The following is a 22,577-nucleotide window of genomic DNA, read 5'->3' as shown; positions in this document are numbered from 1 at the left end:
TCTTGGGCCCCTACCAGCCGAGCCAAATCTGCCCCGGACCGCAGAGGTCAGTGCAGATACCACGGGATCTACGCGGACTTTCAGACGGATCCGCAATGGTTCTTGCCCGGCCGCCTGGCCGAACGCCCCTCCCCCTTGGAAGGTCCTTGCAAATGACTACTTAGCAGATCCACTTCGAGAGGCGACCACAAAGCCTCCCATTCCTCGCTATAGAAGACTTGGTAACCGTAGCGCTTACTGTAGCAATTCCTGTAGCAAACCAGGCCTCTGCAACGGCAGAAATCGGCCACAAGCCCTTATTTCATTGGGCCAATCAGTTATATCTGGAGAATTAAATGGTGCCCGGGGGCGGAATCGAACCACCGACACGAGGATTTTCAATCCACTGCTCTACCCCTGAGCTACCCGGGCACGGGTCACCTCTTTCGAGATCGGGTGAGCGGGTTCTAGGACCTGTAGCGCGGGGTGTCCAGCCCCATTTTGCCCCGAAACCCACTTCTTTTCACGAAACGCAAATTATCCTGTCTTAATGGGGCTTTGCGGGGCGGTCTTGTGCTGCTTCGGCGGCTTCGATGGCTGCTTCAACGTCTTCAGGATCGCGCGAGGGGACGGCGTAGCTTCCGCTGAACCAGCGGCCCAGATCGATGTCGGCGCAGCGGCGCGAGCAGAAGGGGCGGTGTGCCTTGATGGTTTCGGCTTTGCAGATCGGGCAGCTCATAGTCCTGCCCCTGCAAGTACCTCCGCCAGCACCGGACGGGCGCGTTTACGCTGCAATTCGTAGTGACCCAAAGGCGTCCAACCGACCAGCGTCGTGTCCACGTCATCGGCGCGGAAGGCCGCACGCAGCGCGCTTTCGAAGGTGCGGCGGTCTTTCTTGGGCATGGGGGCCAGATCGAGCGTGATCTGCCCGCCCAGCCCGCGCAGACGCAACGCGCGGGGCAGCGCCTTGGCGCAGGCCATATTGGCTTTCACCCCAGCCGCGAGCGAGGCGTCACTGCCCGTGTTCACATCCACGGCCACCAACGCGCGGGTCGGCTCGACAAAGATCGACGCCCCGCCACCAAGCGACACTTGGGAGGAGGACACGCGGTCAAGCTCTTCCAATACCCCATGATCGGCAAAGCCCCCGGCTTCGGTCACCACCTCGGCGGGCGCGGTCCAATCGCGCCATGCGAGCAGATGCGGCCCATCGCCTTCGCTCAGCACCTCCATCTCCTGCGCGTCGTCATTGGCCACGGTATCCGCAAGCGCCAACATATTCGCGATATCCTCGGCAATATCCTCGCCATCGGCCCCGGCGCAGGAGGACCGCAGGATCAGACCCAGATCAGCACCGCCTGCGGCCTCATGAGCGATTTCCAGCAGTCGGTCACGTTCTTCTTCGTCCTTGATAGAGCGCGAGATGTTCAGCCCCGGCGCATCTGGCGTCACGATGGCATAACGCGATTTGAACAGAAGCTTATTGGTCACCGGAATCGCCTTGCCCGGCTCAGCATGGCCCGAGACCTGCACAAGGATCGTCTGGCCGGGGGCCATCCCTTTGATCTGACGCAGAAAAGCCGCCCCATCGGGGGTCTTTAGGAACATCCCCCCCTGCCCCTTTACCGGGCGGTCGGCAATCGCGCGATACACGGTGCCAACGCGCGGCGCATCGCTGTCGACCAGAAAATCGTCCAGCTTGCCATCCACCATGAGTGCTGCAGCTTCAACATCGCCAAGATGGTCAAGAATGATCGTACGGCCCTTCATGCGGCACCTCCGTCAAATGGGTAGCCTGCCGCTTGCAGCAGGTTCGCAGCCTCGGCCAATGGCAGGCCGACGATTGCGGTGAATGAGCCGCTGATCCATGGGATCAGCGCGCTGGCGGGGCCTTGGATGCCATATCCACCCGCCTTGCCGCGCCAATCGCCGGTGGCAAGGTAGCGGCGAATCTCAGGCTCGGATAAAGATTTCATCTTCACGTTGCTTTGCACATCGCGCTGCCAAAGCTTGTCGCCCCGCTTCACGGCAACGGCAGTGACCACCCTATGCCGACGGCCCGACATCAACCGCAGGAAAGCTTCGGCTTCAGCCTCATCCTCGGGCTTGCCGAGGATGCGCCGCCCGAGCGCCACAGTGGTGTCCGCGCAGAGCACGATGTCATCCGCCCCAGCGGGCACAGCCGCCACCTTTTCAAGCGCCATGCGGGCACAATAGGGGCGCGGTAGTTCGACCTTATGGGGTGTCTCGTCAATGTCGGGGGCGCGGATGGCATCGGGGACCACGCCGATCTGGGCCAAAAGCTCCAACCGGCGCGGTGATCCTGATCCGAGAATGAACTGCATCTTATGGGCCTCTTTGCCTGAGGCCGGCAGCCCGGTCGGGGCCGCGCACGGCCCCGCCTGCGCCGCGCAACGCGCGAACGCGGTGCCGCTTACTTGAAGCGATAGTTGATCCGACCTTTGGTCAAATCATAGGGTGTCATTTCCACCTGAACTTTGTCGCCAGCCAGAACACGGATGCGGTTTTTCCGCATCTTGCCTGCCGTATGCGCGATGATCTCATGGCCGTTTTCCAGCTCGACCCGAAACGTCGCGTTAGGCAGGAGTTCCTTCACGACACCGGGAAATTCGAGCGTATCTTCCTTGGCCATGGTCTCTCCTTGAGCACAAAACCCTCCAATTTGAGGGCGCAGGCTTAAATGGGCGCATTTTTGCGCTTTTTCAAGGGGGATTCAGCGCAAAGCGACGTTTATCGCCTTTCCGTCGCGGCCAATCTGGTCTCGCCAGTCCTTTCGGTTCAAAACGATGCCATCTGCGCGCACCTCGGCGACCTGCGCCAAATCGGCTTCTGCAATGGTCCAGCCGGGGGCGTTCACCTCGCGCAGGCCCAAAATGCCCGTCGGCGGGAAGCCGCGATCCGGCGGGCAGAAAATCCCCCCCGCGCCAAAAGACTGCCCCAAAGCCTCGGACCAATCCGCCGCGCCCACCACCGAAGACATCGCCGTGATGCACTGATTCTCCAACGCGCGGGCCATGGATCCGATGCGCACCCGCCAATAGCCCGCCAGCGTTTCGGTGACACTGGGCACGCAGATCACATCGCAATCGCTCAGCGCCCGGCCCAGCAGGGGAAACTCACTGTCATAACAGATCAAAATCCCGATCTTGCCAATCGCGGTCTCGAAAACCTGAAGCGCATTGCCTCCGATCACGCCCCACTCTTCACGCTCGAAACGGGTCATGATCTGCTTGTCCTGCACCCCCACCTGCCCCGTAGGCGTGATCAGCCGCGCGCGGTTGACCGGACGGCTCTCGGTCGCCGCGGGGCCAGAGCCTGCTACGATATGCACATTGTGCTCGGCGGCGAGCTTCACGTGCAGCCGGTCGGCTTCCTCAAGCTTGTCCGAGACCGAGAAAAGCGAGCGCTCCAAATCGGCGGCCACTTCGGCCCCATCCAGCGTGGCCAATTCCATCGCGGCATATTCGGGAAAAACCAGCAGTTCCGCCCCCTGCACCGCGGCCTCGGCGACCCAATGGGCCAGTTTGTCTTCGTACTGCGCCCATGAGGTCAGAACATCGAGCGGATAGGCAGCTGTGGCGATTTTCATTCGGAGAGGCTCCTGAGGGCTGTTTGCCCGCAGTCTGCGCAGCTTTGGCGGCGGCTTCAAGGGGGCGGCCCGTGGGCCCGAAGCGCCTCCCGTCGCTTTCCCGAAATCAACAGATATGCTGCCACTTCGATGGGCAAATGCTTGACCTGAGCCGCCCATGGTTTCACAAGATCCGAAAGAGTTGGGACCACATGCTGAACAAAGGCATCACCCTTCGGGGCATCGAAGTGTTTGAGGCGCTCGCGCGCAGCGGATCGGTGGCGCAGGCAGCAGAGGCCACGGGGCTCAGCCAGCCCGCCGTCAGCCAGCAGATGCGCAACCTCGAAGCCGCCATCGGGGCGGAACTGGTCGATCACACCCGCCGCCCCATGCGATTGACCCAAGCCGGGCAGATGTTTCTGCGCCGGGCCGAACAGGCGCTCAGCGAATTGCGCCAAGCGCAGAGCGAAGTCACGGTGATGGATCTGGCCCATCTGGAGGCGCTGAACCTCGGTGTGATTGATGATTTCGACGATGACCTGACCCCGCGCCTTGCCACAATCCTTGGCGACAGCCTGACCGGGTGCCGCTTTCGCATGATCACCGCAGGCAGCAACGAACTGGCCCAGGCGCTCCGCGATCAAAGCCTGCATATGGCGCTTTCGGCGCAGATCGACGGACCGATTGACGGGGTTTTGGAATACCCGCTGGCCCGCGACCCCTTCATCCTCGTTACCCCTGCGGGCGCGCCCTATGACCCCGAGGCCCTGCTGTGCGGCAGCACCGACCTACCCTTTTTGCGCTACGCCGCCGACCAATTGATCGCGCGACAGATCGAGGCACATCTTACCGCGCAGGGCCACAACCTGCGCGCACGGTTCGAGATCGGCAGCCATCTGGCACTAATGGCCATGGTGGCACGGGGCATTGGCTGGGCGATAACGACGCCCTTGGGCTACATGCGCGCCGCCCGTTTCCACGACCGGCTGGCCGCGCATCCCCTGCCCGCCCCCCTGAACACCCCGCTGCCCGCCCGGACGATTTCGCTCTTCGCCGGGGCCGAATGGTCTGGCCCGGTGCCGCGCGACATTGCCCAGACCATGCGGCAGTTGATGCAGACGCATATGATCGCCCCTGCCATCGCGCAGCTGCCGTGGCTGGCGGATGGGTTTCACGTGCTTGAAGCCGAAGACCCGATCGGAGAATAATACCCCATGACCAAGATCGTGATCCTTACTGGCGCGGGCATCTCTGCCGAAAGCGGGCTTGAAACCTTCCGCGCCTCCGATGGCCTTTGGGCGCAGCACCGCGTCGAAGACGTGGCCACCCCCGAAGGCTTCGCCCGTAATCCAAAACTGGTGGTCGATTTCTACAACGCCCGCCGCGCACAGGCGGCCGAGGTGTCGCCCAACGCCGCACATCGTGCCCTCGCCCGGCTAGAGGCCGAGCTTGACGGCGAGGTGGTCGTCATCACCCAGAATGTCGATGATCTGCACGAACAGGGCGGCTCGCGACAGGTGATGCACATGCATGGCGCCCTCAAAGGCGCGCTCTGCGCCGCCTGCGATTACCGCTGGCCTGCGCCCATGGTCATGGCACCGGGGGATCCCTGCCCCGCCTGCAACGCCCCCGCCGCGCGGCCCGATATCGTCTGGTTTGGCGAGATGCCCTATGAGATGGACGCACTTTTTGATCATCTGGCCGAGGCGGATGTCTTTGCCGCGATTGGCACCTCCGGCAACGTCTACCCCGCCGCCGGCTTCGTCGCCGAGGCCCGCCGCGCCGGGGCGCATACGATTGAATTCAATCTCGAACGCTCTGCCGTGGGCAATCAGTTCGCGGAGCATCGCATCGGGCCAGCCAGCCAGACGGTCCCCGAATGGGTGGCAGAGGTTTTGGCGGCGCGCCGCTAAGTTACGGCGCGCCAGATAGTCTCAGCGCGGTTCGCTGCGCAGACCCTTGTAGACCGTATAGCACATCACCAGCATCAAGATTGCAAAGGGCACACCCGTCGCCGTGACCCCGGCCTGCAGGGCCGAGAGCCCGCCGCCGATCAACAGCACGATGGCGATCAACCCTTCGACGATGCACCAAAAGATACGCTGCGGGACCGGCGCGTCGATTTTGCCCCCCGCGGTGATCGTATCGACAACCAGCGACCCCGAATCCGACGAGGTAACAAAGAACACCAGCGCCAAGAGAATCGCGATGGTCGAGGCAACCTTGGTGAAAGGCAGTTCATTCAACATCCCGAAAAGCGACAGTTCCGGCGAATAGCTGTCGATCACATTGGCCTTCACCAACGATGTTTCGGGGCTGGTCAGGATTTGATCAATCGCAATACCGCCAAAGACGCCCATCCAGATAAAGATGATGAGGGAGGGGATCAGCAGCACGCAGATGATAAACTCCCGCACCGTGCGCCCGCGTGAGACCCGGGCGATGAACATGCCCACGAAAGGGGCCCAAGATACCCACCACGCCCAATAGAACGCCGTCCACCCTTCGCGGTAGCCGTCGTCATCGCGGCCAAAGGGGTTGGAAAGCGGAATGATCTCTTGCGTATAGGCCACCAAGCCGGTCCAAAAGCCATCAAGCCCCACCAACGTTGGGCCCACGAACAGCACAAAGAGGAAGAACAGGACCGCCACGATCATGTTCACCTCCGACAGGATCTTTACCCCGCCGTCCAACCCGCGCCAGACCGACACCAGTGCCACGGCAGTGACCAAAAGGATGATGACCACCTGCACGTTGGTCGAAATTTCAAGCCCGAAGGCAAAGTTGAACCCCGCGTTGGCCTGCTGCGCGCCCAAGCCAAGCGATGTGGCAAGACCAAAAAGCGTCGCGAAAACCGCCAAGATATCAATGATATGCCCCGGCCAGCCCCAGACACGATCACCCAGAAGCGGATAGAAACAGGACCGGATCGAGAATGGCAGCCCCTTGTTATAGGTAAACAGGGCCAAGGCCAGCGCCATGATCGCATAGACCGCCCAGCCATGCAGCCCCCAGTGGTAAAAGGTCGCCGCGAGCCCCATGGCGCGGGCGGCCTCGACATTCTCAGGTATGATCGACCCATCTTCGGCAATCGGCAGGGGCACCCCCAAGGGGCCAGAGACGTTCATATGATACACCGGCTCAAGCACGCCAAAGAACAAAAGCCCGATGCCCATGCCCGCGGCGAAAAGCATGGCGAACCAAGCAAGGTAGGAATACTCTGGCACGGCCTCTTTCCCGCCAAGCCTGACTTTGGAGATGGGCAAGAAAATCAGCACGATACAAAAGATAACGAAGATGTTCACGATGATCATGAACAGCCAGTCCAGCTTGGTGGTGGCGAAATCCCGAACAGCAAGGAAGACCACCCCGGCTTGATCCGGGAAAAGCATCGTCAGCAGCACAAAGGCCACTGCCGTCAGGCCGGACACCATGAAGACCGGGTTGTGGATGTCAAAGCCCAGCGGGCCCAATGTCCCGTCGATGTTGTCTTGGCCAACCTCGAAATCAGTCTCGATCTCATTCGTGTCGGCGGGCGTGCCCGAGGGCGGGCTAGAGTTTGGCGTGCCGGGGGTGGGGTCAGTCATGAAATCTCCGATCTTGATGCACGGTCTGAGCCCCGCTTGGCAGGTAGCATGGCCAGAACAACAAATGTCAGAGGATCAATTAGGGCGCATTTCCAAGGTTTCCCGAATAAAAACATACCCCTGCGCAACAAAACCGCCAATGGCAGCGCGGGGTGCCATCCTGATAGCCGGGAAACCCTTAAGAAAGACCTAAGCCCAAAACGAAAAAGGCCCCGATCCTTTCGGATCGAGGCCCCAATCTGGTCTGTGGTAAGCCTTAGCTCAGCACATCGGCGGTCGCGCTGGTTTTCGCGATGGCCTTTTTGATTTTCAACGCATTGTCGGACAGTTCAACGTCCTTGGCTTTCGCCAGGAACTTGTCCAGACCACCGCGGTGGTCGACGCTGCGCAGGGCTGCGGCAGAGATGCGCAGCTTGAACGCGCGGCCCAGTGCTTCGGACTGCAACGACACGTCGTTGAGGTTCGGCAAGAACCGACGGCGTGTACGGTTGTTAGCGTGGCTTACGTTGTTGCCCGTCATCGGGCCTTTTCCGGTCAATTCGCAACGGCGCGACATGGGTTCATCCTTTTGCTGTTGTGTCCTTCCAGCGATCCGGAAAAACACATAACGTGGGGGCCGCGCAGAGCCGACCCTGAATTGGTTCGCTGGCTTTAAGGGGAATCGCGGTAGCCGTCAACCCGAAGCGCGGGACTTGGGCATATTTCCTGCGCAACGCCCGGCCCCGTCAACTGCGCCCCCGCTGACCCGCCTTTGCTACGCTGGTTTTTGCCGCCCACGCCAGAGTTTCCTTTGCATCCCCCCGGCGGATTTGCGATGCAGACACATGACCATACAGATGCGCGCTCTTTTCGTTCACCTTTTCACTGCCACCGGTGCGGTGCTGGCAATGCTTGCCATGCTCGCCGCCGTGGAAGAGAAATGGGACCTGATGTTCCTTTGGCTGGTGATCGCCTTCTTCGTCGATGGTATCGACGGCCCGCTGGCGCGCAAATACGATGTGAAGACCAACGCCCCCGAATTCGATGGTGTCTTGATGGACCTCATCATCGACTATCTCACTTATGTCTTCATCCCGGCCTTCGCGCTGTTCACCTCGGGCCTGATGGATGGCTGGAGCGGTTGGGCGATGATCATTATAATCACCTTTGCCAGTGTCATGTATTTTTCCGACACCCGAATGAAAACAAAGGACAATTCCTTTAAAGGTTTTCCCGGCTGCTGGAACATGTTGGTGCTGGTGCTCTTTGCGTTGCAGCCCGAATGGTGGATCAGCCTGATTGTTGTAACGATCCTTGCCGCAGCGATGTTTCTGCCGATCAAATTCGTGCACCCCGTCCGGACCGAGCGTTGGCGCCCCGTGACGCTGCCCATGGCGCTGGCATGGACCTTCTTCGCGGGCTGGTCGGCTTGGGTGAACTTTCACCCCGAAAGCTGGGCCCATTGGGGTCTGGTGATCACCTCGATCTACCTGATCTGTGCTGGTGCTGCGCAGCAGTTGATCCCCCTCGCCGAAGACTGAGCCTGCCTCGCGGGGTTAAATCAGCAGCCCCGCCGCGCCCTCATGGCGCAGCAATGCGACCTTGGTTTCAACCCCGCCCGCCCCGCTAAAGCCGGTCAGACCCTTCGCCCCCATCACTCGGTGGCATGGGATAATGACCGGGATCGGATTGCCGCCACAGGCCCCGCCGACCGCTTGCGCAGGCACGCCGAGGTCGCGGGCAATCTCTCCGTAGGTGCGGGTGTGGCCAAAGGGAATCGCAAGAATCGCGGTGCAGACCGCACGCTGGAAATCGCTCCCCATAACGCGCAACGGTAGGTCAAAGCTTTGACGCTCGCCTGTCGCGTATTCCTTGAGTTGGCGCAGCGCGGCATCAAGCAGATCCGAGCGATCCTGCCGCGCTGCCTGCCCCCACCCAAGCGCCGTGATCGCTCCGTCCTCTTCGGTCAGGGTCAGATCGCCGAAGGGCGTGGAGAGGGAGGCTTGTTTCATCGCGCCACTCTGCGCCAGAAATCACATGTGCGAAAGAGCGCTAAGGGCATCGCCCTCCCTAGGGGACGTTGCTACCTTTCCGGCGGGCATGGGCGTCCAAGAGGCGCTGAAGGTGCGATCTGTGGAAACGCTGCAAAATTGCCCTCCAGCGGGTGTGCCACCGGGCAGGACATATGATCAGGGTCGCGCAAAGAAAAACGGGCGACAGATAAACCGCCGCCCGCCATTTTCAGTTCTAATGCTGGCTCAGGCGTCCGCCAAAGCCTCACGCACCGCCTCATCACAGCGCCCGCAAACGCCGGGATACTCATGGGTGCCGACATCCGGCAGCACCTTCCAGCAACGCTCGCATTTCTCGCCTTCGGCCTTTTCGAACACCACGGCGACGCCCTGCGCCTCGGGCATGCGGAAAGCCTCAGCCGGGGCCTCGTCGCCGGTTACGGTGATGTCCGAGGTAATCGCCACATCTTCGAAAGACACGCTCTCCAATGCGTCGCGCTGCGCCTCATCGGCCACATGCACCACGGGGGCTGCTTCGAGCGAGGCACCGATCACCTTCTCGGTCCGCTGCACCTCCAGCGCCGCCGTCACCACACGGCGCGCGGCACGGACCTTGGCCCATTTCGCGGCCAGTTCCGGGTTCAGCCATGCCTCGGGCGTTTCGGGCATATCCACCAGATGCACCGAAGATGCGTCACCGGGGAAGCGCTCGAGCCAGACTTCTTCCATGGTGAAGACCAATACCGGCGCCAGCCATGTCGTCAAACGGTGGAACAGGATATCCAGCACCGAGCGCGCGGCGCGGCGGCGCAGGGTATCGCCATCGCAATAAAGCGCGTCCTTGCGGATATCGAAATAGAAGGCCGAGAGATCGACCGTGGCAAAGGTAAACACCGCCTGGAACACACCTTGGAAGTCAAAGCGCGCAAAGCCGTCGCGCACCACCTTGTCGAGTTCCGCCACCCGGTGCAGCACCCACCGCTCTAGCTCCGGCATATCTGCCGGATCAACCCGGTCCGCCTCGCTGAAATCATTCAACGCGCCGAGCATATAGCGCATGGTGTTGCGCAAGCGGCGATAGCTGTCGGCCACGCCTTTGAGGATCTCATCCCCGATCCGCTGGTCGGCGGTGTAATCGGTCTGCGCCACCCAAAGCCGCAGAATATCGGCGCCATATTGCTGGACGATCTTCTCGGGCACGATGGTGTTGCCGATGGATTTGGACATCTTCATGCCCTTCGCGTCCAGCGTGAAACCGTGCGTCACCACGTTGCGGTAAGGCGCGCGGCCCGTGGTGCCCACAGACTGCAACAGCGAGGAGTGGAACCACCCGCGGTGCTGGTCGGTGCCTTCCATATAAACGTCAGCGATGCCGTCCTCGGTCCCGTCTTCACGGTCGCGCAGGGTGAAGGCATGGGTCGAGCCGCTGTCAAACCAAACGTCGAGGATGTCGGTCACCTGATCGAACTCTGCCGGATCGACGATGTTCTCAAGGAAGCGTTCTTTCGCGCCTTCCGCATACCACGCATCCGCGCCTTCGGCCTCGAAGGCCTCAACGATACGCTGATTGACCTCAGGATTGCGCAGCAGGAAATTTTCATCCGTTGGGGCGACACCCTTGCGCACGAAACAGGTTAGCGGCACGCCCCAAGCACGTTGGCGGCTCAGCACCCAGTCAGGCCGCGCCTCCATCATCGAATGCAGGCGGTTACGGCCCGATTTCGGCGTCCAGTTGACGTTGTCGATCTCGGTCAGCGCGCGCTCACGGATGGTTTTGCCATGCGTATCCAGCCCGTCGCCGACAACCTTGTCGATCGCGGCAAACCACTGCGGCGTGTTGCGGTAGATCACCGGCGCCTTGGAGCGCCAGCTGTGCGGGTAGCTGTGCTTGATCTTGCCACGCGCCAGCAGCCCGCCGACCTCAACCAGCTTGTCGATGATCGCGCTGTTGGCGTTGCCCTCTTTGCCGTTCGGCTTGAGGATTGCCTTGCCGCCAAAGAACGGCAGATCATCGCGGAAACGCCCGTCTTCCATGACGTTATAAGTGATGACCTGCGGCAGCATGCCCAGATCGCGGTAAAGCTCGTATTCCTCAAGACCGTGCGACGGCGCGCAGTGCACGAAGCCAGTCCCCTCGTCCGAAGTCACAAAATCGGCGGCACGGAAATCTCGCGGATCATCCCACTCGCCCTCCGCCCCTTCGGCGCCGGCCAGCGGGTGCAAAAGCGAAATCTTGGCCAATTCGTCATTCTCGACACCGCGCACACGGTTCCACATACCGTCTTCCAGACGGGCGCGGGCAAATACATCCGCCGCCAGATCATCGGCCAGCAGGAAACGCTCGCCCACATTGGCCCAGCATTCGTCCGGTGTGCTGGTCACTTCGTAAAGGCCATAGGAAATGCCCTCGCCGTACACCACGGCCTTGTTCGAGGGCATGGTCCAAGGCGTCGTGGTCCAGATCACCACCTGCGCGCCGTCCAGATCGCCTTCTGTGCCGACGACCTTGAACTTCACCCAAACAGTGTGGCTTTCCTTGTCGTGATACTCGACCTCAGCTTCGGCCAGCGCGGTCTTTTCGACCGGCGACCACATCACGGGCTTCGAGCCTTGATAAAGCGTGCCGTTCATCAGGAACTTCATGAATTCCTCGGCGATGACACGCTCGGCATGGAAATCCATGGTCAGATAGGGGTTTTCCCAATTGCCGGTGATGCCCAGACGCTTGAATTCCTCGCGCTGCACGTCGACCCAACCGCGGGCGAACTCGCGACATTCGGCGCGGAATTCATTAATCGGCACCTGATCCTTGTCGCGGCCCTTCTTGCGGTACTGCTCTTCGATCTTCCATTCGATCGGCAGGCCGTGGCAGTCCCAGCCAGGGATGTAGCGCGCGTCATAGCCCATCATCTGATGGCTGCGCACAATCATGTCCTTGATCGTCTTGTTCAACGCGTGACCGATGTGCAAATGCCCGTTGGCATAGGGAGGGCCGTCATGCAGCGTGAAGGGCTGACGCCCCTCTTTCTCGCGCAGGCGGTCATAGACGCCGATCTTTTCCCACCGCTCCAACCAGCCGGGCTCGCGCTTGGGCAATCCGGCGCGCATGGGGAAATCGGTCTTGGGCAGGTTCAGCGTGGCTTTGTAGTCGGGGGTCTCGGCGCACATGGGGAGCGTCCTTTAGGCATATGGGGGTTATTCAATCTCGGTCGGTGCGAATGGCTCAAGCACCTCGGCCCGGCGTCTCAATTGCTCAGAGCGCCGGGGATATAATTCGAATAATGATCGCGGTGAGGCGTGTCATAGGGGCGCTTATAAACAGCCCCCCCTGCCCCGACAAGCCCCGGAAGAAGCGCAACAATCCGTGCTGAAAATCCTGCCACATGCGCCGCCCGCCAAACTTAACATTTTTTATGATCCCCGGGCCTTCCCTTGAATTTTTCGGCAAAAACAGCATCATAAGCCTTTCGATAAAAGATATAGCCCGCGGACCCTGCATTTAAGGACCCGCGTCATTTTCATTGGGCGAAAGACTTACGTGTGACGATCAAAGACTCCTTTTACAACGATATGTCGGTCAAGCCCTGTGGCATGGTGGACCATCTAGACGGTGCGCAATGGGCTAGGCTTGCGCCGCTGTTGACCCAGCACAAGCAATTTACGCCGGGCGCCGTGATCAGCCGCAGGGGTGATTTCTTAGATTATAGCCTGCTGCTGCTGGATGGGCTCATCGCCCGCAGCGTGCCCCGCGGGCAGCGCGCGCGGAGCACGTTCGTCGCCCTGCAGTTCCCCGGAGAGTTTGTCGATCTGCATGCCTTCCCGCTCAAACGGCTAGACCATGACGTCATTTCGCTGACCGATACGCGGGTCGCCATGATCGCGCATGAGCCGCTGCGCGAATTGCTGAATGGCGATGTCGAAATGGCCCGGAACCTCTGGCTCATGACTTTGGTCGATGCCTCCATCCACCGCCATTGGGTGATGCGCAACAGCGCCATGCGCGCGCTCGCCCGGGTCGCGAATTTCCTGAGCGAGTTTGATGCCCGCATGTCCGCCGCCTACGGTATGGAGCGTCAAAGCCTGCCCTTCGACCTGCGCCAGACCGACATCGCCGATGCTACCGGCCTCACCTCGGTGCATGTCAGCCGGACATTGCGCGAATTGCGCGAACACGGCTGCTGTGCCGTAACGGGCGGCAAACTGCTGATCCATGACCGCGCGGGGCTGCATAAGGTCGGCCAGTTCGAGCCTGCCTACCTCTATATGCCGCAGTCCGAAGCGGCCCTTTAACCTGCCTCTGCCAGAGGCCGATCCGCACCCTCCACATGCAGGGCGATCGCCGGATATGTTCTGTGCGGCACGGCCACGTCGCCCTGCGCTAGGGCCGCGTGATAAAGCCGCTCGAACTTTGTCACCATCGCCTGCGCATCAAACAGCCGCGCCACACGGGCGCGCGGCACCTCGGCGGGGATCGCGAGCGCCTGTCGCAGTGCCTCAGCCAAGGCCACGGGGCTGTCATCCACAGCAATAACGCCCGCCTCGCCCAACACTTCTTCAACCGCCCCATGCGGCGTCGCGGCCACTGGCAGGCCCGTCGCCATCGCCTCTACCGCCGCGAGGCCAAAGGGTTCCTCCCACTGCGGGGTAAACAGCGCCACCGACGCCCTGCCATAGGCCTGCCCAAGGGCTTGTGTATTCAAATGCCCAACATAGGCCACATCGTCATAAAGATGCGGTCTTACCATATCGTTAAAGTAGTCCTGATGCTCCACCACGCCGTAGATGCGCAGCGGCACCCCGGCGATCTGCGCCGCCTCTGCCGCCAGATGGGTGCCCTTGGTCGGGGTAATGCGCCCGGCCCAGACAGCGCTTCCGTCGCCCGGCCCGCCTTGGGGCCATTCGGATAGGTCGATCCCGTTGTGCACCACATGCGCCGTTTTCGGCGCGCCCTCGGGCCACCAGATGCCGCGCTGCCGAGCCGACACGACAGAGGACAGATGCCATGGCGCCGCCCCATCCATCAGCGCGCCGCGCAGCACTTTGAAGGGCGGAATATGCAATGAAGTGACCATCGGCAGACGTTCTGCCCGCGAGAGCCGCGGCAGGTAGCGGTGCAGTGCGTTGTTGTGCACCACGTCAAAGCGCCCCTCCAGCAGCAGTCGCGCGGCGCGGGCGTAGCAGGCATCGAGGTGGTCGTTCAGCGCATCGGTGCCGTGAAACTCATGCCACGGATAGCGCGCGTCGTAATGCGCCTCGCAAATCGGCAGCAGTTTGACACCCGGCGGCAAACCCGTTGCACTATCGCCACTGGCCAACAGGGTCACGTCATGGCCCCGCTCGGCAAGCATACGGGCGAGGCTATGGGTAAAAGCCTCCATCCCGCCCTTGAACGGCGGGGCGATGGGGTGCCGAATATGGCCGACGATGGCGATGCGCAGGGTCATTCCGCCGCGATCCGCTCTTCGCCCCGCAGATAGCGGAGCACACGCGCGGTATTGGCATAGGGCTGGTCTGACTGCTGCTCACAAAGCGCAAAGTCATCTGCATCCGGTTCGCGCAGCTGCACCAGCGCATCGCCATCAGCCCCCACCAAACCCATCAGGCGAAAAGCGGTGAGCCAGTGGTTCATGGTACGGTGGCCCCATTTGTCGGCAAAGATCTCGGTATTGCGCAGGATCGATGGGATGTGGTGGATCGGCGGCATGCAATGCGGGTGATGCTGGTGAAAGACCTTCGCCCCCTTTGCCCAGTGAATCGGCACGCCGCGTTCGTCCAATTCGCGGCCAAAATCGGTATCCTCGCCCCCGTAGCCGGTGAAACGTTCGTCAAACCCGCCGGAGCGGTCCCAATCCGCGCGGTGAATGGCAAAGTTCAGCGACCAGAAGCAGCGGTAATCGTTGCAGCGCTTCAGCCCTTCTGCGGGCGGTCCTTGGCGGTCGGAATGGCGCACGGCCACGGCTTTGAGCGTGTCATAGCTCCATCCCTCGGTCGCCGTGCCCGCGGGGAGGTAATTGACCTCGCCCATGATCAGCCCGTTGCCCGGCACCGCATAGCCCATATAGTCGGCGATCAACTCTGGGGCCGGAATGCAATCCACGTCGAGAAAGACAAGGCAATCGCCCATGGCCTCTGCCGCGACGGTATTGCGCGCGCGTGACAGCGGCAGTTCGCGGCCCGTGACCTGCACCTGCCGGATCGGGAAATCGGTCTGTGGCAGATCGTCATAAAGCCTGTCTTGCATGACCCCGATCACCAGTTCATCCGGCTGCCGGGTCTGACGGGTCAGGCCAAGGATCACATTGCGCAGATGCGCCGCCCGCCCCCGCGCAAGCGTCAGCGCGCTGACTGTGGTGTTTTCAGGCACGGATGGGGTGAACGATGTCATGTAAATCTCCGGTTTCATTGGATGTTTCGGATAGCAACTGATCGGTCAGGCCGGTCAGCCAACGGGTGGTCTTAGCCGCGGCATCTTCGTCGACCAAAGCGCGTTGCAGGGCAGGGTCATGGGTATCGAACGTGCGTTGGATCGCCGCGCGCCATGCCCCGGCAGAGGACGGGAAATGCGGCAGATGATGCGCCGCCCCCGCGCGGTGCAGCGCCGCAGCCTTTTCGATCTGTTCATCGAAATAGCGCCACTCCGGCACGGCCAGCCACGGCGTCTCGGCGGCGAGGATCTGATGACAGGTGGTATTGCCTGTCGAGGCCACGACCATATCCGCCGCCGCCAGATAATCCGCCGCGTTATCGACCCAACCGTGATGGTGCAGGTTCGCAGGTTCGGTCGCATGCCAATCCCGCGCCATCCGACCGATGGTGACGAATGCCGTCTCAGGCAGCGCCCGCGCCGCGATGCCAAAGGGCGCCGAGGCAAATCCGGTGCCGCCCCCGCCTGACATGACAACCACCATGCGCTGATCCGGCGCGATGCCAAGCTGGTCGCGCAACATCGCGCGCCGCGCCGGATCGGGTCGTTTTACGTCGACCCCCAAACCCCCGGCAAAATGCGTCTTTCCCACATGCCGCGCGGGCCAATCAGGCTGCGCCAGCGCCTTTGCAGCGGGGCAAAGTAAGCCAACCGCCCCGTCATAGGCCGCCTGATGCCCCGGATCGCTGCGCTGGCCGTGTTGCAACACTTTTACATGCGGCACCGAACAGATCCGTGCCAGTTGGGCCACCTCCGCCGAGACATCGCTGATCATTAGCACCGGGTTGGCGCTGGCAAACCAAGAGGCCAGTTGCGCCATGGCCTGCCGAATGCCCGGCCAGCCGAGCGGCGCGCAATGCACCGTGTCCGGCGCGCTGGTGGTATCGTTGATGTCTTCGTATCCTGTGGGCTCAAAGAGCGACGGCAGGGCAATAAGCTCAACCTGCCGGGTGAAGGCGGGAAAGATATCGGGCTTGGCGCAAAAGACGGCCACCGGCTGGCTTTCCGGCAGCGCGTTGACCACCGCGGCGCAGCGTTCCGCATGGCCCCGGCCCTGATGGTGGACGAAGTAACCGATGGGCCGCGTCATTGCGCCACCATCTTGACTGGCGGCTCCATCGCGTTGAGGGCGAAACCAAAGGTCTCAAGCCCTTCCAAGACCCCCGCCGCATGGGCCGCGCGGGCATGGTAGAGCCGCCTGCCGCTCAGACGTTCGCGCAGCCCGTCCATCGCATTGCCGACCAAAATGCCCCGGCCCGGCCCATCCTCCACGGCCTGCAACATATCGAAATCATTGCCACTGTCCCCGGCCACCACGACCCGGTCCATCGGCATGCCCAACCGCCGCGCCGCGGCACAGACCGCAGGGCCCTTGCCCGCGGCCAAGGGCAGAACATCAATCAATCGCCCATGGGAGGCTACGATCTGCGCCGCCGCCCCGCGCCGCGCCAGATGCCGCTCCAACCGGCGTGCGATGCGCATGTCGCCAAACCCGCTGAGCTTCCAGCGCCGCTGCTCAACCCGCGCTTGCCAGTTGAAGCCAAATTCCTTCAGCGCCCGTTCCACCCAGGCACGGTCCCAGCCCGCATCAAGCTTCTGAGCAAAACGCTCGTCCAGACAGAGCCGCCCTTCTGCATCGGGCAGATAAACTTCGGTCCCCACGGAGGTGATGAACACACCCGGGCTGGGCAGGTTCCACTCGCGCAGCACCCGGCGGGCTTCTGGCAGGCTGCGGCCCGTGGCCACCGCAAATACAGGGCGGTCGCGGGCGATCCATGCTTTGAACAAAGCGGCGGAAGGCGCGCAGCCGGTTAGCGTGTTGTCGATATCGCTGGCCAACATGACCGGCGCCTCTGTGAGCGGTGTAGGGTGGCAGATATCCTCACAGATAAACTGCACCTCCTCGGCCCATTTCGACCAGTCGTAGCGCCCGACATTGGCGCGCCCAGCTTCCGATGCTTCCGCCCAAAACGCAGGCTCGTCCAAAAGCTTCAACAGCGCCGCCTCTATCGCCTCCACATCGCGGGGGGGCACACAGATGCCATGGCCAAGGTCCGCCACGATATCGGCAGGCCCGCCCTCTTGCGTCGCCACCACCGGCAACCCATGAGAGGCCGCCTCCAACATGGTCAGGCCAAAGGGTTCATGCAGCGCGAGGTTCACGAAAACCCCGCCCGTTTGCGCCGCGCGGTCATAAAGTGCGGCCACATCGCCCTGCGTATGACTGGGCGGCAATGCCACCTTGCCCCGCAACGCTGGCACCTCCAGCGTCTCGCGCAGGCGGGTCAGTTCCGCGCGGGCCTCTGCATTCGCCTGCAGCGCATCGCCGTGCTGCCCTGCGAGGATCACAAGGTTCGCCCGCGCCTGTAGCGCAGGGCTGTCCGCATAGACCCGCGCCAAGGTTGCAAGGTTCTTGCGGGCCACGGGGCGCGCCACGGCCAGCAGCGTAGGGCGGTCGGGATCGCTCAGCCTATCCGCCAGCAAGGCGCGGCCCGCCCCGGCCTCTGCCGGGCGGCGCAGCGACACACCCGGAGAGACACGGTGCACCCGCGCCTGCGCATCCGCCCCATAGGCGGCGACCTGCACCTCTGCCTCATCGCGCGAAGACAGCACCACCGCATCCGCCTCTAGCAGCGCGCGCCGTTCCGCCGCGACCCGGTCGGTATCTACTGCAGGCCCCGATTTGCTCAGCGCCAGCGAATGCGGGGTATAGATCACCGGGATGCCGAACCGCGCGCGCGCCTCCAGTGCCAATTGCGCCGCATCGGCAAAATGCGCGTGGATCACATCCGGCAACCGCTGCGTCTGCGCCAAATCCTCTAGAAAAGCATCCACCAGTGCGGGAATTTCCGCGGCAAGGTTTTCTTTGCTCAGATACCCCCGCTGCGCGGTCCAAAGCCGCCGGATCGACAGGCTGCGGCTGACCTGTTGTTCGGTCTGCGCGTGAACCGCCCCGAGCGTCGGCTCATCGAAAGCACGGGTCACGATCTGCACCAAATCCACATCACCCCGTGCCGCCTGCGCGCGGGCGGCCCCCAAGATATAGGCGATGTGACCGCCGGTATCTTCGGTCACGCCATAGTTGACAGACGGCGCCGTGAGGCACCCCCCGAGGGCAATGTGGCAAATGAACATGAATGGGTCTCCTTATGGAGAGGTGACCCCCCTCGCGCCCTCTCCGTTCCGATAACAAATGTTAATGCATACATTTCTCGACGGCGGGCATGGCGGTCCTAGCTTCTAGCCACTGTACCCTGCCCAGCCCCAATCAGAGCCCGCCAATGCCTTCCCAGATCCCTCCGCGCTATCTGTTCATCGGCGGGCTGCACCGCTCTGGCACGTCGTTGGTCAATCGGCTGGCCAATGCCCTGCCCGGCGCGGGCGGCATCACCGGATCGGCAGCGCCCGAGAATGAAGGCGTCTATCTGCAAGGGGCCATCCCCCATACGGCGCAATCCGGGCGGCCCATGCATTTCGCCACCAATCCACAGGAACATCTGACCGAGGCCCACCCGCTCAACACTTTGGGGACAAAGACCCGGCTGACGCAGGACTGGGCGCCGTGGTTCGCCCCCGACCTGCGCTGGCGGGTTGAGAAATCGCCGGTGAACCTGACCCGCATGCGGTTGATGCAGCACCTCTTTCCGATGTCGCAATTCATCGTGGTCCTGCGCCACCCCGAAGCGGTCGCGGCCTCCGTCGCCGCATGGGTCGATGCCCCGCCACAGGCGTTGATCGATCACTGGATCGCGGCTCAAGCGCAGATGTTGGGCGACCTGCCCTATCTTCATGCGGTGATGGTGCTGCGCTACGAGGACATCGTCGCCGACGCCCCCCGCGCCCTGCGCCGGATCGCGCGTTTCATCGACCTTTCCGAAGCGGCGCTGCCCGAAGGCATCGCGGATGGCAACCAAAGCTATACCGGGGTCCCGCAGATGACGGCGGAACAGGCGGAGGAAGCCGCGCGGTGGGGCTATGCCCCCGGGTTGCAGGTCTCACCTTGGCCCGGCCTGATCCAACACCCGCTGCGCGCCGTGCGGGAGGCGGTCGCAGCGGCCTGATCCGTTAGCCGTTGCCAAACACCCCGGTCAGCGCGCGTTTGACGATGCCCCGCACGCCGGGGCGTTTTTCGCGGGCAAAGGGCAGTGGGCGGCAGACCTCGATCGCGGCCACGCCCACGCGCGCGGTCAGCGCGCCGTTCACCAGCCCTTCGCCAAAACGTCGGCTCAGCTTGGCCACGATGGAGCCCCCCAAAAGCGGCTCAATCAGGTCGTCGCCCACCGCCACGGCCCCGGTGGCGACCAGATGCGACAGCACTGCGCGGGTCAGCCGCCACGAGCCGAAAAAGCCCGAACGCCCGCCATAGATCTCGGCAATGCGGCGGATCATCCGCAGGTTGCTGCTGAGCGCCGCGGCCACATCAGCCAGCGCCAAGGGGACCAGCGCGGTGACGGCGGCGACCTGCCGGGCGGCGGCCTCGACCTCGCGGGTGGCGGCGCGGTCCAGTGGGGCTAGAACCTCGCTCTCGGCCAGCCCTAGCAGCGCCTCGGCATCGAATTGATCGCCGCGCAGTTCGGTCAGCCGGTCGCGGCCCCAGCGGGTGTCTTCACGGTGTTTGTAAAGCGTTTCCAGCCGATCCGTCACGCTGCGTGCGGCGGCCAAATCCCCCTGTGCCAGCGCCTCGCCCGCGTCATGGCGCAGCCCGTCCAGCCGCGCCAGCCGTCCAAAGGCCGCCATTTCACGCAGGGACAGCAGCAGTAGCACCAGCAAGAACGCCCCAATCAGCAGCGTCATCGCCCAGCCCAGCAGCGGGTAGCGCGCCATCAGGTCGATCACGAAGGTCCAAGCCGCGATCGACACCAGCGCCGTCACCAGCGCCCCGGCCAGCGCCCAGAACATCCGCACCAGCCGCGAGGGTTTGCGCGCGGCGAGCCGTGCGGCGATCTGCATCGCTTGGCCCTTGGGCGGCGGCGCTTCCACGTCCAACTCTGGCACAGCAGGCGCGTCGGCGACCGAGGGCTGGGGCTTGGCGTCTTCTTCTAGGTCGAACAGGATCGGTCCCCGGGCCATCAAGCGGCCTCCCTTTGCCAGTGCAATGTTAGATCGGGCAGCCCTTCGTCATTGGCGCTGCCATCGCCGCGTGCGGTTTCGGCAAACCCGTGGTGGCGGTAAAAAGCGATGGCCTCTGCATTGGCCTGAAATGTCCAGCAAGTCAGTGCCTTATGGCGCGTCTTTAACCTTTTCAACAAGGCCGAGCCAATGCCCCGTCCCCGCGCCGCCTGCGACACATAAAGCGCATCCAACTCGCCGCCCTCACAGGCCGCGAAACCGGCGATCCGGCCTGACTGCTCGGCCACCGTGACCCAGCCGCGGGCGATCATTGCGTCAGCGTGGGCAATATCCTCAGCCGCCGTATGAATGCGCGGCAACCATTTGGTATCACGGGCAAAATCGCTCATGATGCCGCCCACCGCGCCAGCGTCGAGGGGTTGCGCGAGGCGCAGGGTGGCGGGGCGGGTCAGCACCGCGGTCATAGCCGGTCCCCGATCAGAAATTCAGCCGCGCGGTCGAGCCGAATATGGGGCGGGCCGTCGCCGGGGCGCAGGTCCAACACCGCCGGCGCAAAACGCATGATCTGGTAATCCGCGCCCAGCCATTCCTGCGCGCCCTGCCGGGCGGGGGTCAGCAAATGCGCCGGGTCTTCGGGCAACTCTCCGGGGTAGAATGCCGCCTGCCGCCCGCGTGTTTCATCGTCGTTCAAAAGCGTGCCGCGCACCACGTCGAGCGGCTCTCCACCATGGGTCATCACGTCTTCGGTCGTGGCGCGCAGGCTGGCGATGGCCATCGCCCGCGTGCCCGCGCCTGCGTATTGCGCCCGGTCCCGCGCGTCACGGATCAGCGCCTGCATGATGCCGCTCAACCGTGGGTGCTGGCTGTGGTGCAGGTGGTCGGCCTTGGTGGCCGCAAACAGGATTTTCTCAACCCGCTTGCCGCGCAGCAGGCTGGTCAGGAAGTTGTTTGTCCCCGGACGGAAGGCGCCCAGAATATCAGCCATCGCGCCGCGCAGGTCTTCGACCGCGCGCGGCCCTTGGTGGATCGCGCCAAGCGCGTCGACCAGCACCACCTGCCTGTCGATACTAGAAAAATGATCCCGGAAGAAGGGCTGCACCACCTGTTTCTTATAGGCCTCGAACCGCCGCGCCATTTCGCGGATCAGCGACTTACGCGGTGACCCGTCTGAGCCCGGCAGCGGCGCGAAGGTCAACACCGGTGAGCCTGCAAGGTCACCGGGCAGCAGAAACCGCCCCGGCGTACAGTCGGAATAGCCATTGGCGCGGGCGGTTTGCAGATAATCGGCAAAGCTGTCGGCAAGCCTGCGGGCGGTGGTTTCTTCCAACTCGGCATGGGGGTCGGTCTGCTCGGCCAAGGCGCGGTAGCTCGCCGCCTCCTCACGCGAAGCGATGCGCTCAATCACCTGCGCCGACCATTCGGCGTAGGAGACATCCATCAGCGCCAGATCAAGCAGCCATTCGCCGGGGTAATCCACAATATCCAGATGCAGCGTGCGCGGCCCTTGCAGCCCCGCCAGCAGCCCATTGGGCCGCACCTTGAGCGACAGCCGCAGTTCCGAAATCGCCCGCGTGCTTTCCGGCCAATGCGGCGTCTTGCCGGTCAGCGCGGCGAGGTGGTTCTCATAGTCAAAACGCGGCACGGTATCGTCGGGCTGTGGCTGCAAAAACGCCGCCTCTATCCGCCCTTCGGAGGCCGCCAACAGCCCCGGCATCCGCCCCCGGTCCAGCAGGTTCGCCACCAGCGAGGTGATGAAAACCGTCTTGCCCGAGCGCGCAAGACCCGTGACCCCAAGCCGGATTACCGGCTCGAAAAACGTCTCTCCCACCGTGTCGGTGACATTCTCAAACTGCCGCCAAATGCCGTCGGCAATGCCTGTGATACCCAAAGCTGCGCCCGTCCCCTTGTCTTTGCCGTTAACATAGGGTCGGCAGCCG

The 22,577-nt window shown here is 62.9% G+C and carries 21 protein-coding genes and 1 tRNA gene; 5 read left to right on the top strand and 17 right to left on the bottom strand.

The annotated features are described in order from the left end of the window. Positions 1–336: 336 nt before the first annotated feature. From K3762_RS06170 to K3762_RS06145, 6 genes are all read right to left on the bottom strand, one after another. A tRNA-Phe gene (locus K3762_RS06170) sits at positions 337–411 on the bottom strand. 115 nt (positions 412–526) lie between these two features. Beyond that, complete coding sequence (locus K3762_RS06165; protein ID WP_067625290.1) at positions 527–718, bottom strand: DNA gyrase inhibitor YacG; 192 nt, start codon at positions 716–718, stop codon at positions 527–529. After that, positions 715–1,749, bottom strand: a complete 1,035-nt coding sequence (locus tag K3762_RS06160; RefSeq protein ID WP_260012334.1) for a ribonuclease E/G — start codon at positions 1,747–1,749, stop codon at positions 715–717. Before K3762_RS06160 ends, K3762_RS06165 begins: the two co-directional genes overlap by 4 nt. After that, positions 1,746–2,324: a nucleoside triphosphate pyrophosphatase gene (locus tag K3762_RS06155; RefSeq protein WP_260012333.1), complete on the bottom strand. Its 579-nt coding sequence runs from the start codon at positions 2,322–2,324 to the stop codon at positions 1,746–1,748. Before K3762_RS06155 ends, K3762_RS06160 begins: the two co-directional genes overlap by 4 nt. An 89-nt stretch (positions 2,325–2,413) precedes the next feature. Then, the gene (gene infA / locus K3762_RS06150) at positions 2,414–2,632 is read right to left on the bottom strand and encodes a translation initiation factor IF-1 (protein WP_005978431.1); all 219 of its coding nucleotides are present in this window, start codon (positions 2,630–2,632) and stop codon (positions 2,414–2,416) included. Between the two features lie 81 nt (positions 2,633–2,713). After that, the gene (locus K3762_RS06145) at positions 2,714–3,589 is read right to left on the bottom strand and encodes a carbon-nitrogen hydrolase family protein (protein ID WP_260012332.1); all 876 of its coding nucleotides are present in this window, start codon (positions 3,587–3,589) and stop codon (positions 2,714–2,716) included. A 191-nt stretch (positions 3,590–3,780) separates the two neighbouring features. On the opposite strand from K3762_RS06145, the gene K3762_RS06140 reads away from it, so the two are divergent. Both K3762_RS06140 and K3762_RS06135 read left to right on the top strand, forming a co-directional pair. Continuing rightward, positions 3,781–4,776 carry a LysR family transcriptional regulator gene (locus K3762_RS06140; protein ID WP_260012330.1) on the top strand — a complete coding sequence of 332 codons (996 nt, stop codon included), beginning with the start codon at positions 3,781–3,783 and terminating at the stop codon, positions 4,774–4,776. 6 nt (positions 4,777–4,782) lie between these two features. Then, positions 4,783–5,481, top strand: a complete 699-nt coding sequence (locus K3762_RS06135) for an NAD-dependent deacylase (protein ID WP_132445836.1) — start codon at positions 4,783–4,785, stop codon at positions 5,479–5,481. A 21-nt stretch (positions 5,482–5,502) separates the two neighbouring features. On the opposite strand, the gene K3762_RS06130 is transcribed toward K3762_RS06135, so the two are convergent. Together K3762_RS06130 and rpmB are read right to left on the bottom strand one after the other, a co-directional pair. Next, on the bottom strand, positions 5,503–7,155 hold the full coding sequence (locus K3762_RS06130) for a BCCT family transporter (protein WP_067625202.1): 1,653 nt from the start codon (positions 7,153–7,155) through the stop codon (positions 5,503–5,505). Between the two features lie 256 nt (positions 7,156–7,411). Next, positions 7,412–7,711 carry a 50S ribosomal protein L28 gene (rpmB, locus tag K3762_RS06125; protein ID WP_067625199.1) on the bottom strand — a complete coding sequence of 100 codons (300 nt, stop codon included), beginning with the start codon at positions 7,709–7,711 and terminating at the stop codon, positions 7,412–7,414. A 268-nt stretch (positions 7,712–7,979) separates the two neighbouring features. Between rpmB and K3762_RS06120 the strand changes: the two genes are divergently transcribed. Next, positions 7,980–8,675, top strand: coding sequence for a phosphatidylcholine/phosphatidylserine synthase (locus K3762_RS06120; protein WP_120350612.1), 696 nt, complete (start codon positions 7,980–7,982; stop codon positions 8,673–8,675). Positions 8,676–8,690: 15 nt separating this feature from the next. Here the strand turns inward: K3762_RS06120 and K3762_RS06115 are convergent, their stop codons facing one another. Next, positions 8,691–9,146 (bottom strand): methylated-DNA--[protein]-cysteine S-methyltransferase, encoded by a 456-nt coding sequence (locus K3762_RS06115; RefSeq protein WP_120350611.1) that lies wholly within the window; start codon positions 9,144–9,146, stop codon positions 8,691–8,693. Positions 9,147–9,392: 246 nt separating this feature from the next. Beyond that, positions 9,393–12,314: an isoleucine--tRNA ligase gene (gene ileS / locus K3762_RS06110; RefSeq protein ID WP_132445833.1), complete on the bottom strand. Its 2,922-nt coding sequence runs from the start codon at positions 12,312–12,314 to the stop codon at positions 9,393–9,395. Positions 12,315–12,686: 372 nt separating this feature from the next. On the opposite strand from ileS, the gene K3762_RS06105 reads away from it, so the two are divergent. Next, complete coding sequence (locus tag K3762_RS06105) at positions 12,687–13,436, top strand: Crp/Fnr family transcriptional regulator (RefSeq protein ID WP_132445830.1); 750 nt, start codon at positions 12,687–12,689, stop codon at positions 13,434–13,436. On the opposite strand, the gene K3762_RS06100 is transcribed toward K3762_RS06105, so the two are convergent. Genes K3762_RS06100 through K3762_RS06085 form a run of 4 tightly spaced genes read right to left on the bottom strand, consistent with a single transcriptional unit; the run spans position 13,433 to position 18,705 of the window. Beyond that, the gene (locus K3762_RS06100) at positions 13,433–14,590 is read right to left on the bottom strand and encodes a glycosyltransferase (RefSeq protein ID WP_132445827.1); all 1,158 of its coding nucleotides are present in this window, start codon (positions 14,588–14,590) and stop codon (positions 13,433–13,435) included. The two genes, K3762_RS06105 and K3762_RS06100, sit on opposite strands and share 4 nt — an antisense overlap. Beyond that, positions 14,587–15,531 carry a glycosyltransferase family 2 protein gene (locus K3762_RS06095; RefSeq protein ID WP_132445824.1) on the bottom strand — a complete coding sequence of 315 codons (945 nt, stop codon included), beginning with the start codon at positions 15,529–15,531 and terminating at the stop codon, positions 14,587–14,589. Before K3762_RS06095 ends, K3762_RS06100 begins: the two co-directional genes overlap by 4 nt. Then, positions 15,503–16,660 (bottom strand): glycosyltransferase, encoded by a 1,158-nt coding sequence (locus K3762_RS06090; RefSeq protein ID WP_260012326.1) that lies wholly within the window; start codon positions 16,658–16,660, stop codon positions 15,503–15,505. The genes K3762_RS06095 and K3762_RS06090 overlap by 29 nt, the downstream gene beginning before the upstream one ends. Further along, positions 16,657–18,705, bottom strand: coding sequence for an HAD-IIB family hydrolase (locus K3762_RS06085; protein ID WP_132445818.1), 2,049 nt, complete (start codon positions 18,703–18,705; stop codon positions 16,657–16,659). The genes K3762_RS06090 and K3762_RS06085 overlap by 4 nt, the downstream gene beginning before the upstream one ends. Before the next feature lie 146 nt (positions 18,706–18,851). Between K3762_RS06085 and K3762_RS06080 the strand changes: the two genes are divergently transcribed. After that, a complete protein-coding gene (locus K3762_RS06080; protein ID WP_132445815.1) occupies positions 18,852–19,631 on the top strand; it encodes a sulfotransferase in 780 nt (259 codons plus the stop codon). A 4-nt stretch (positions 19,632–19,635) separates the two neighbouring features. Here K3762_RS06080 and K3762_RS06075 read toward each other — a convergent pair whose 3' ends face one another. Genes K3762_RS06075 through K3762_RS06065 form a run of 3 tightly spaced genes read right to left on the bottom strand, consistent with a single transcriptional unit; the run spans position 19,636 to position 22,528 of the window. Continuing rightward, positions 19,636–20,640 carry a YcjF family protein gene (locus K3762_RS06075; protein ID WP_132445812.1) on the bottom strand — a complete coding sequence of 335 codons (1,005 nt, stop codon included), beginning with the start codon at positions 20,638–20,640 and terminating at the stop codon, positions 19,636–19,638. After that, a complete protein-coding gene (locus K3762_RS06070; RefSeq protein WP_132445809.1) occupies positions 20,640–21,104 on the bottom strand; it encodes a GNAT family N-acetyltransferase in 465 nt (154 codons plus the stop codon). The genes K3762_RS06075 and K3762_RS06070 overlap by 1 nt, the downstream gene beginning before the upstream one ends. Continuing rightward, on the bottom strand, positions 21,101–22,528 hold the full coding sequence (locus K3762_RS06065; protein ID WP_260012314.1) for a YcjX family protein: 1,428 nt from the start codon (positions 22,526–22,528) through the stop codon (positions 21,101–21,103). The genes K3762_RS06070 and K3762_RS06065 overlap by 4 nt, the downstream gene beginning before the upstream one ends. Between the last annotated feature and the right edge of the window lie 49 nt (positions 22,529–22,577).

This window comes from Sulfitobacter sp. W074 (assembly GCF_025142275.1).
Lineage (GTDB): Bacteria > Pseudomonadota > Alphaproteobacteria > Rhodobacterales > Rhodobacteraceae > Sulfitobacter > Sulfitobacter profundi.
The sequence above is the reverse complement of the archived record's forward strand: the minus strand, read 5'-3'. Positions and strand labels throughout refer to the sequence as shown.